The 11,720-nt window shown below is 64.8% G+C and carries 3 protein-coding genes; all 3 read left to right on the plus strand.

The annotated features are described in order from the left end of the window. Positions 1 to 420: 420 nt before the first annotated feature. A complete protein-coding gene (locus PSRA_RS01755; protein ID WP_094660138.1) occupies positions 421 to 1,869 on the plus strand; it encodes an ATP-binding protein in 1,449 nt (482 codons plus the stop codon). Between the two features lie 690 nt (positions 1,870 to 2,559). Continuing rightward, positions 2,560 to 5,886, plus strand: coding sequence for an isoleucine--tRNA ligase (ileS, locus tag PSRA_RS01760; protein ID WP_094660139.1), 3,327 nt, complete (start codon positions 2,560 to 2,562; stop codon positions 5,884 to 5,886). Between the two features lie 779 nt (positions 5,887 to 6,665). Further along, entirely contained in the window at positions 6,666 to 11,702 is a 5,037-nt protein-coding gene (locus tag PSRA_RS01765; protein ID WP_143516292.1) for a Spy0128 family protein, read from the plus strand. Positions 11,703 to 11,720 lie beyond the last annotated feature (18 nt).

The raw sequence follows: 11,720 nt of genomic DNA on the forward strand, positions 1-11,720 counted from the left end.
TGCCGGGCCTCCGAGGGCCTGTTTCCGTCCGAAAGCCGTACCGCCGTTGTTGGAGAGGGGCCGGTTTGGCGCGAAATGGCGTTGGGCGGGTGTGGTGGCACCCACTTTGGGCGGTTTCGGGTAGGTTTTCGACGATTTTCCCGGCGGGATGGGTTTCGGCGGGTGTGGTGGCACCCACTTTGGGCGGTTTCGGGTAGGTTCTCGACAATTTCCTGCTAGAGCGGCGTTCGGCTGCACATATGTATGTAAGTCGGGTTGGCAGGGTTCTGGATATGTGCGTTGGCACGTCTCCGATTATGAGCGATGTCGCCCGTTCCCCACTTTGTAAATATAACTAAATCGTGGTTAAGATAATTGTGATTTACTTAGCATAACCGTCATCAAGCGCGTTCACCATCGGGGAGGAATGGGAGGTATATCATGGCGCCATCGTTTGTAGGACGAGACAAGGAACTCGAAACCCTCGAAAACGCCTATGCCAAGGATGATTTCCAGATGGTCGTCATCTATGGGCGCCGTCGCGTGGGCAAAACCGCGCTGATCGATGCTTTCGTGGATGGCAAACCGACCATCTACTTCACCGCGAGCCAGCAGAACGCCGCGCTCAACCTACGCGATTTCAGCTCCTGCGTCATCTCCTTCTTCGGCCTCCCCGCATCGACGCCCGCTTTCGCCAGCTGGCGCGATGCGTTCGATTTCATCGTCGATAGGTCGCGCCAGATGCCGGGGGAACGCATCGTCGTCGTGTTCGACGAATTCCCGTATGCCGCGGCTACGTCGCCGTCACTGCCCTCAGTGCTGCAGATCGCCATCGACCATGGGTTCTCGCGCTCGAACGTGATGATGATCCTGTGCGGAAGCAACCAAGGATTCATGGAAAGCGACGTGCTGGGAAGCAAAAGCCCGCTGTACGGGCGCCGGACCGCGCAGATGAAGCTTCGCCCCTTCGACTATTACGATGCCGCCCGTCTCCTGCCCGCAACCGCCGGTCCGGAGGAGAAAATCAGATACTACGCCGCGTTCGGCGGAACGCCGTACTATCTCAGGCAGATCGATCCGTCTCAGACCTTCGAACAGAACGTCATCCGGCTGTGCTTCAGCAACGCCGGCCTTCTGTACGAGGAGCCAATGATGCTCCTGCGTCAGGAGGTCCGTGACCCCGCCACGTACTACTCGCTTCTGCGGTCGATCGGGAACGGAGCCTCCACTCCCAAACAGATGGCGGAGAAGAGCGGAATCGATGCGCAGTCGGTGGGCGTCTACCTGCGCACCCTTGTCGGACTGGGCATCGTGGAACGCACCGTGCCGTTTGGGGAGAACCCGGAAAAATCCCGGCGCGGGCGGTACCGCATCGCTGATCCGTTCTTCGCCTACTGGCACCAGTTCGTCGCGCCCTATGCGGGGCTTATCGAGACGGGCAACGGCGAGAGCGCGGCTCGGCGCGTGGCCTTCGGAGAGGTTTTCGATACCTACGTGGGCATGGAGTTCGAATCCGTCTGCATGCAGTGGGTGCTGAAGGCGAGCCGCGAAAACAAGCTTGGGATGCTCGTGTCGCGCGCCGGCAAGTGGTGGGGTTCGAATCCCGTGGCGCATGAGCAGACCGACATCGATGTGGTTGCGGCTGACGATTTCGACAAGGTGCTTCTTCTGGGCGAGTGCAAGTGGCGCAATTCGTTCAACGAAAGCTCCGCGATCGAGGCCTTGCGCGGGCGCATCGGACTGGTGGATGGTTCCTTCGGCCGTACCCGGCTTGCGGTTTTCTCAAAGAGGCGTGTGTCCACGGCGACGCGAGAGAAATACGCCGCCGACCGCGACATGATATTCCTTGATGCCGGCGATTTGTTCGACGACGGGTATGCTGCGTCCTGATACGTACGCGATGCGGGGTGGCGGCGGGGTCTCTTCTGTGTCTCTTGTGCCTCCGTTGTAACAGTGGTGCGGGTTGCGTACATTATTCGACGATGCCGGGCCTCCGGGGGTCTGTTTCCGTCCGAAAGCCGTACCGCCGTTGTTGGAGAGGGGCCGGTTTGGCGCGAAATGGCGTTGGGCGGGTGTGGCGGCACCCGCTTTGGGCGGTTTCGGTGGGTTTGGGGTCGTCTGGGTGGCCGAAATGGCGTTCGGCGGGTGTGGTGGCACCCACTTTATGCGGTTTGGGGTTGGTTTTCGACGATTTTCCCAGCGAAATGGGCTTCGACGGGTGTGGCGGCACCCACTTTAGACGATTTCAGGCTCCGCCGCCGCTCCACGCCGGCCGATTCGCAATCGGCCGGGGGCATAGTCCCGCCGGCGGTGGTATCATGACGCCTGTAAAAGGCAACGATCCGTTATCAGCGGGGAGCCTTCGGAAGAACGGAATCCGTAAATCGTTGCGGAACCCCAGTAGAACCGACGGGACCGGCCCGACACAGCCGGACGCAAGCGGTCGCGCACGCACCCGGCGGCATCGGTCGAACCCGAGCCAGCCCGGCGGCGGCACGGCAAGCGAGGTGGTACCGCGGCGCGGGCCCAGGCCCATGTCGTCCTCGTGGCAATGTCAACCAGCCAGTCGAGGAGATTTAAGTGAGCGAAACCACCGATCACGTGTATCCCAAGGCATCCCTCGGGCAGGAGGGCGCCAGCGTCGCCCCGAACCCGAGCTTCCCTGACATGGAGGAGAAGGTCCTCCGGTACTGGGATGCCGACAACACGTTCAAGAAGTCCGTGGACCGCCGTGAGACCGGCGACCACTCCCAGAACGAATTCGTGTTCTTCGACGGCCCGCCGTTCGCCAACGGCCTGCCGCACTACGGCCACCTGCTGACCGGCTACGCCAAGGACGTCATCCCGCGCTACCAGACCATGAAGGGCCGCAAGGTCAACCGCGTGTTCGGCTGGGACACGCACGGCCTGCCCGCAGAGCTCGAGGCGCAGAAGGAACTCGGCATCGACTCCGTCGACGACATCAAGAAAATGGGCATCGCGAAGTTCAACGACGCCTGCCGCGCCTCCGTGCTCAAGTACACCAACGAGTGGCGCGAGTACGTGCACCGCCAGGGCCGCTGGGTGGACTTCGACAACGGCTACAAGACTCTCAACACCACCTACATGGAATCCGTGATGTGGGCCTTCAAGCAGCTGTACGAGAAGGGCCTGGCCTACAAGGGCTACCGCGTGCTGCCGTACTGCCCGAAGGACCGCACCCCGCTGAGCAACCACGAGCTGCGTATGGACGCCGACGTGTACCAGGACCGCCAGGACACCTCCATCTCCGTGGCCGTCAAGCTGCGCGACGAGGACGCGTACATCGTGTTCTGGACCACCACGCCGTGGACCGTTCCCGGCAACCTCGCCATCGTGGTCGGCGCCGACATCGACTACGTCGAGGTCGAGCCCACCGAGGGCAAGTTCGCCGGCAAGCGCTTCTACATCGGCAAGCCGCGCCTCGAGGCCTTCTCCAAGGAACTCGGCGAGAACTACGCCGTCGTGCGCGAACTCAAGGGCTCCGAGCTCGAGGGCCGCACGTACTGGCCGGTGTTCCCGTACTACGCCTCCGACGCGCAGCTGGCCGAGGGCGGCACGCCCGGTCCGCACGCCTTCACGATTTACACGGCCGACTACGTCGACACCGTCGAGGGCACGGGAATCGTGCATCAGGCGCCCTATGGCGAGGACGATATGGCGACGCTCAACGCCAAGGGCATCAAGAGCGTCGACTACCTCGACGAAGGCTGCGTCTTCACCGCGGAATGCCCCGAATACGAGGGCCAGTACGTGTTCGACGCCTCCAAGTCCGTGCTGCGCGACCTTCGCAACGGCACCGGCGCGCTCGCGTCGATTCCCGAGGACCGCCGCGCCCTGCTCTTCCAGGAGAAGAGCTACGTGCACAGCTACCCGCACTGCTGGCGCTGCGGCACGCCGCTGATTTACAAGCCGGTGTCGAGCTGGTTCGTGTCGGTCACGAAGATCAAGGACCGCCTGCTCGAGCACAACCAGGAGATCAACTGGATCCCATCCAACGTCAAGGACGGACAGTTCGGCAAGTGGCTCGAGAACGCGCGCGACTGGTCCATCAGCCGCAACCGCTTCTGGGGCAGCCCGATCCCCGTGTGGGTGAGCGACGACCCGAAGTATCCGCGCGTCGACGTGTACGGCTCGCTGGACGAGCTCAAGGCCGACTTCGGCGACTATCCGCGCGATGACAAGGGCGAGATCAACATGCACCGCCCGTACATCGACCGCCTGACGCGCCCGAACCCGGACGACCCGACCGGCAAGAGCCAGATGCACCGCATCACCGACGTCCTCGACTGCTGGTTCGAGTCCGGCTCCATGCCGTTCGCCCAGTTCCACTACCCGTTCGAGAACAAGGAGTACTTCGAGCAGCACTTCCCGTGCGACTACGTGGTCGAGTACATCGGCCAGACGCGCGGCTGGTTCTACACCCTGCACATCATGGCCACGGCGCTGTTCGACAAGCCCGCGTTCAAGAACGTCATCTGCCACGGCATCGTGCTGGGCTCCGACGGCCAGAAGATGAGCAAGCACCTGCGCAACTACCCGGATGTCAACGGCGTGTTCAACCAGTTCGGCTCCGACGCCATGCGCTGGTTCCTCATGAGCTCGCCGATCCTGCGCGGAGGCAACCTCATCGTGACCTCCGACGGCATCCGCGACACTGTGCGCCAGATCATGCTGCCGCTGTGGAGCTCGTACTACTTCTTCACGCTGTATGCGAACGCCGCGAACGGCGGCAAGGGCTACGACGCGCGCCATGTGCGCGCCGACGAGGTGGCCGGCCTGCCCGAGATGGACCGCTACCTGCTCGCGCGCCTGCGCAAGCTCGTGCTGGGTGTGGAGAAGGATCTCGACGAGTTCGACATCTCCTCGGCATGCGGCGAGGTGGGCGATTTCATCGACACCCTGACGAATTGGTACATCCGCAACGACCGCCAGCGCTTCGCCGACGGCGACACGGACGCCCTCAACACGCTGTACACGGCGCTCGAGGTGCTCGGGCGCGTGATGGCGCCGCTCGCCCCGATGGAGACCGAGACCATGTGGCGCGGCCTGACCGGAGGCGAGTCCGTGCATCTGGCCGACTGGCCGTTCCTCACCGAGGACGGCGCGGCCGACGCCCCCGCCACCGAGCTGGGCCAGACGCTCCAGGCCGATGATGCGCTCGTGGACGCCATGGAGAAGGTGCGCGAGATCGTGTCCGCCACGCTCTCGCTGCGCAAGGCGGAGAAGATCCGCGTGCGCCAGCCGCTGAGCAAGCTCACCGTGGTGGTGGAGGACGTCGACGCCGTGGCTCCGTACGCCGACACGCTGCGCGGCGAGCTCAACGTCAAGGACGTGGAGTTCACGACCCTCGAGGACGCCGACGCCCATGGCCTGCGCGTCATCAACGAGCTGCGCGTCAATGCGCGCGTGGCAGGTCCGCGCCTGGGCAAGCAGGTGCAGTTCGCCATCCGCGCGTCCAAGTCCGGCGCGTGGCATGTGGCCGATGGTGTGGTGATGTGCGAGACGCCGAACGGCGACGTGGCGCTCGAAAGCGGCGAGTACGAGCTCATCAACCGCGTGGAGGAGAAGAACGCGTCCGATTCCGACGACGTCGTTTCCTCGGCGCTGCCGACCGGCGGCTTCGTGCTGCTGGACAAGGCGCTTGACGACGACCTGCTGGCCGAGGGCTATGCGCGCGACGCGATCCGCGCCACGCAGGACGCCCGTAAGTCCGCGGGCCTGCAGATCAAGGACCGCATCACGCTGACGCTCACGGCTCCGGCCGCTGATGCCGCCAAGCTCGAGCGTTTCCGCGATCTCATCGCCTCCGAGACGCTGGCCGATGATGTCACGGTCGTGGCCGACGATTCTGCGTCCGAGCTGGGCGTCCAGGTCGCGAAGGCCTGAGGCGGCGCGTGACGCGACGATTGCGGCGGAGTGATGATTGTCGCCGTGTGTGACGCCGCGTGACGATGAACAGGGCCCCGATGCGCATCTGCGCGTCGGGGCCTTTGTGTTTTTCCCTCACAACACTGTGATGCTTTGCGGACCAGAGGCGTGCGATTCCCGATCCGGATTCCCCGCATGGCATCCAACGGTGCCTCTCGCTGGCACTGGGGTGGCCGGTGAGAGCGACTGTTGGGGGTGTCGTCGTTGGGAGTGCGTCGTTTTCCTTTCAACGGTGCCTCTCGCTGGCACTGGGGTGGCCGGTGAGAGCGACTGTTGGGGGTGTCATCGTTGGGAATGCGTCGTTTTCCGCCCAACAGTGCCTTTCACTGGCACGTGAGCGACCAGCGAGAGCCACCGTTGAGTGAGTAAGCCCGCACCGTCGCCGCCCCATCGCCTGCCACCTCACCTGCCGTCCTCACACCCTCATCTCACCATGCGGACGCGGGAAGCGACGCCGGAGCCATCGTGGAACAAGAGCACAAAACCCCGGCGCGGTGCGCCTTCGCGCGATATTCCTCTGTGAGGAAGAACACACGGTTATGAGACGATTTTGAGAATACCGCGTGATACTGTATAGGCGCTGGGGCACCGCACACGGTGCCGCCTATCCAGCTTTGCGCTCCGTCCGCGTGCATTCCAGGCCGCGGGAGCGCCCACGGAGACCCGCCGCCCGAGGGATATGAGGGCGGCTGCAAGCTCCCATCGGAAGTATCGGTAAGAAGACGGAAGAGTTTTTCGTGCACAAGTCAATGATTCGCCGCGTCCTTCTCATTGCGATCGCGGCGCTATGCGTTATGGCGACGGCCCTGTCCGGTTCCGTGACGGGGGAGAGCACCCGTGCCACGGCCGTTCCTCCAAGTTCCACCGCTGACAGCGTCACGCGCGCGCTGACCATCCATGCATGGGGCAACGACGTGGCCGGCAACCCGCAGTACGACACATCCGTGTCCACGTCGACCGGCGAAAGCGTGCGCAAGGAGATCGCCGGCGCGCAGCTGACCCTGAGCACGGCGGACGGGTATATCAAGAAAGACGATTCCTCCGCCGTGGACGTCACGATATCCTCCGACGGGCGCTCCGCCACGTGGACGAGCACGACCACGGCGCTGGTGCTGCAGGTGGCGGCGGGCTCCTACACGCTGCACGAAGACAAGGCATCGGACGGCTATTACTCCGCCGCCGACGTGACCTTCACCGTTCCCGAGGACACCACGACGGTAGACACGTCGAAGGACTGGCAGGCCATCAGCGAATTCCCCGTCAACGCCGACACCACGAACCCGTGGGAATACAAGGACGTCACGTGGACGAGCCGCCAGGCGATCGCCACCACCGGCGACGGCAAGAGGGTCGACCCGCTTCCCTCGATTTCTGTCGCCGACGGCAGCGGAACATCGTCCGTCGTCTACTGCTACAACTATCTGAGCACGGCGCCGCGAGGCCCCCAGGCCTCCAGCGGCATGCAGTACACCCGGTACAACGAGACCGAGGGCTCCATCGCCATGCTCTGGACCAGCGCCGCGTATAGGCTCCAGTCCGATGCCTACGGCACCATCTCCGACTCCACGGAATTCGCGCGCCGCATCATGTCGGTCGCCACGCGCGGCTACCCGAACAACGCCACCATCACGGCCAACAACCCCACCGACCTTCTGGCGGGCCTCGACGCAAACCAGCAGCGCATGGTCACCCAGCTCGCCGTGTGGCATTACACCGACGGCGGCTATGTCAACAAGTTCGCTCCAAGCTACTCCTTCGCGAACCTCGTCGACCCCACGACAGGCAACTACTACGGTTTCAACCAGGCCATGATCGACGCCTACAAGAAGCTCATCGACCCGACCGGCTACACGCTCCAGGCCAGCGAGGCGCTCCAGTTGTACCAGCCGGGCTCCGAGGTGAAGAACTACCAGAACCTCCTGGGCACCGCCACCATCACACCGAATGCCATGGAGACGAGCATCGTCGACGATTCCATCGACTACTCCAAGAACCCCGCCACCGCCACCATCTCCGGCACGAAAACCATCAACGGCAAGACGCTGTCGCAGTACGGCACCACGGGTGATGACGCGACCGTCCGCAACCTGTTCGGCACCTTCGCCTTCCGCATCGCGTCCGACACGAACGCCCCGCTGCCCGACAGCGACACGGCCACGGTCGGCGCCGACGGAACGTTCACCTTCGGGCAGATTACCTATACCCAGCCGGGCACCTACGTGTACTCGGTGGCCGAAATACCCGGAACCGACCCCGACGTCGGCTATGACAGCACGGCGCATACGGTGACCGTGCAAGTGACGAAGGGGACGGGCGCCGACGTCGGTAAACTCGTCTCCACGGTGACCTACGCCGACACCGGCGGCATCACCGTGAACAACGTGTACACCAAGGACGCCACGGCGCAGCTCGAAGTCACGAAAACCATCGACGGCAAGACGCCCGCGCGCAATGCCTACGATTTCACCGTCACCGCGAACAACGGCGCACCCATGCCGGAGGGAACCCCCGCCGGCGGCTCGGCCGTCATCACCAACGATTCGCTGGGCAAGGCGATCCTGAGCCCCATCGTGTTCTCGAAGGCCGGCACCTACACGTATGCCATCACCGAGAACAAGCCCGCCGACGCCGACGCGGGCATCAGCTACGACACGGGCACGGTGACCGCCACCGTCACCGTGACGCGCAACGACGCCGCGAACGAGCTCGAGGCCTCCGTCTCCTACAGCAAGGACGCCGCGGACGGCACCGTCACCACGGGCCAGGGCGGCAACGCCTTCCAGAACACCACAATCGCCCCGAACCCGGTCGACGTCTCGATCGGCGCGAACAAGACGCTCGACGGCAAAACCGGCTTCGCACCCGATACCTTCTTCTTCACGCTGCAGGCCAACGCGCCCGACACGCCCATGTCGGCCGACCCGGCCGACAACGGCTCCGAACTCACCGTGTCCGCCCACAGCGACGGCACCATCCCCTTCGGCACCATCCGCTACACCGCCGAAGGCACCTACACGTACACGATGATGGAAAGCAAGGGCGACGACGTGGGCATCGCCTACGATTCCTCCGTCGTGCTCGTGACCGTGACCGTGACACGAGACACCACCACCAACGACCTCCAGGCGAGCGTGACGTATTCGGCGAACGGATCGACGTCCTCCGACAAGCCAACGTTCAGGAATACCACGATTGCGCCGGGCGCCGTGAAGGACCACATCTACTCCTCCAAGACGCTCGCCGGCAAGCCCGCCGCCAGCGGCCAGTTCTCCTTCCGACTCAACGCCGCCGACGGCACGCCGATGCCCGAATCGTGCACGCCGCAGACCGACCAGACCACGGGAACCATCTACTGCGACACGAACAACGGCGAGAACGGCGTCATCGACTTCGGCCCCATCGTGTATTCGGCCGAGGGAACGTACACGTATGCGATCACCGAGAATGCGACGGGCGATCCGTCCATCGCGAAGGACACCGCGTCCCACGTCGTCACCGTCACCGTGACGCGCGACCCGGCCACGAACACACTGAGCGACACGGTGACGTATGACGCGGGCGAGGCGCCCGCCGGCTTCTCGAACAGCTACGTCAAGGCCGTTCCCACCACGGCGCAGCTGCGTCTGACGAAGATGCTCGACGGAATCCCGGCCAACACGGCCGGCCAGTTCTCCTTCGAGCTGCACCCCGTCTCCACCGACGCCATCGACACCGAGGGCAACGCGGTGAGCGTGCCGATGCCTGCGGACGCCACGACCGGCTCCGACGGCACGCCGACCGCCACCACCACGAACCAGGGCGCCGGACACGCCTCCTGGGCAGACATCACCTTCGAATACCCCGGCGTCTACACCTACGCCATCCACGAGGTGGCGGGAAGCGACGCGAATATCGTGTATGACGCGAACGTCTACACGGCGAAGGTGACGGTGACGCGCAACGACGACAACACGCTGTCCGCCTCCGTCAGCTACGCGGGAACCGACGCGCTGCTGGTGGTGCAGAACACCACGACCACCGGCTGGGTGGAGATCCGCGCCACGAAGCTGCTTGACGGCAAGCCTGCCAAGGCCGGTCAGTTCACCTTCTCCATCACGCCGTCCGGCAACGCGCCGAGGCTGCTCAACACCACCATCTCCAACGGCGACAACGGCCTCATCGACTTCACCGTGCCCATCACCCTGAAGGACCTCGGAGACGCCGATTCGGCCACCTTCACCTACACCTTCCGCGAGGTGCAGGGCGACGACCCGACCATCGAATACGACACGAAGGACCGCACGGCCACCGTGTACGTGAAGAAGGTGGTGAAGGACGGCGTGACCGGCCTGCGCGCCATGGTGGTGATCGACAAGGAGCAGACCACCGCCGACGACAAGAACAAGGATTACATCGCCTACGGCTGGGATGGCGTGGCCGACGGCACGATCTACCACGCCAAGGCCGGCGCCACCATCACGGTGGATGATTTCGACGATGCTTCGGATTTCGATCTGGCCGCCACGCCCGACCAGGGTGACGCCTACATCAAGCATTACCCGAAGATCCATAACACCACGAAGCCGCTCGAGCCGGCCACGGCGGACCTTACGGCCACCAAGACGCTCGACGGCACGGCGCCGGCGGGCGGCGCGTTCACGTTCACGTTGACCGCGGCCGACGGCACGCCGATGCCCGGGGGCGCCACGCAGTCCACGGCGGCCGACGGTACGGCGCAGCTCGTCTCCACGGCGAGCAACGGGGCCGATGGCACGGTGGACTTCGGCACGATCACGTACACGGCGGAGGGCGTCTACCGGTATTCGATCGCCGAATCCGTGCCGTCGGACGCGGACGTGCAGTCCGGCACAACCGTCTACGACACCTCCACGCATGCGGTGACGGTGACGGTGGCGCGGTCCACGGCCAATCCGAACAAGCTCGTGGCGAGCATGATCTATGACACGTCCACTGCGCCGGCGTTCGCGAACACCACAGTGCCCACCACGGCGGTGCCGGTGACCAAGAGCATGACCGGCTCGTGGCCTGACGGCGCGCGGTATTCCTTCACGATGACGGCGCTGGGCTCCGACGACGGCGGGTCCGCCGACGGGGCGGGGCCGCTGCCTGCGGCGAGTGCGACGACGGGGGATGCCGGCAACTCGGTGATGCTGACGATTGGCGCGACCGACGATGCGGCCGGCGGCAAGGACGGCGCGGTGACCGCGTCCTTCGGCCCCTTCCCGTTCACGGTGGCCGACATGGGCAAGACCTATGTGTACGAGGTGCGCGAGAACGGCGCGGACGGCCAGCCCGGAACCGGCGGCGTGGACGCGAACGCCGTCGCGTATTCGCGCGCCGTCTACCGCGTGCAGGTGACGGTGGGCGAGGGCATGGCCGACGCCACGCAGCGCCTCAACGGCAACAGGGCCGGCGTCGTCATCACGCAGACCGTTGATGAGAACGGCCAGACGCTCGACACGCCGGTGACGGTCTACGATTCCTCGCAGACGGGCGACGGCGCGGGCGACGGCAGCGACGGCAGCGACGGCTCCGGCGGCGCGGCGTCGACGCAGACCTACGCCGTGCCGTTCACCAACACGCATCTGACGACGGTGACCCTGCCCGGCGCCGGCGGCCCCGGCATGGGCGCCTTCGTCGGCGGCTGCGTGCTGGCGGGCCTTCTGCTGCTGTTCCTCGGCGGCTTCATGGTGCGCAGGGATTCGGACGATTCCGATGACACCGCGACTGGTTCCGCGCCGCGAGGAGATGCCATACCGCGCCACGCCTCATAACCGAGGCGTGGCGTGACG

It is taken from the genome of Pseudoscardovia radai (assembly GCF_002259605.1).
GTDB classification, from domain to species: domain Bacteria; phylum Actinomycetota; class Actinomycetes; order Actinomycetales; family Bifidobacteriaceae; genus Pseudoscardovia; species Pseudoscardovia radai.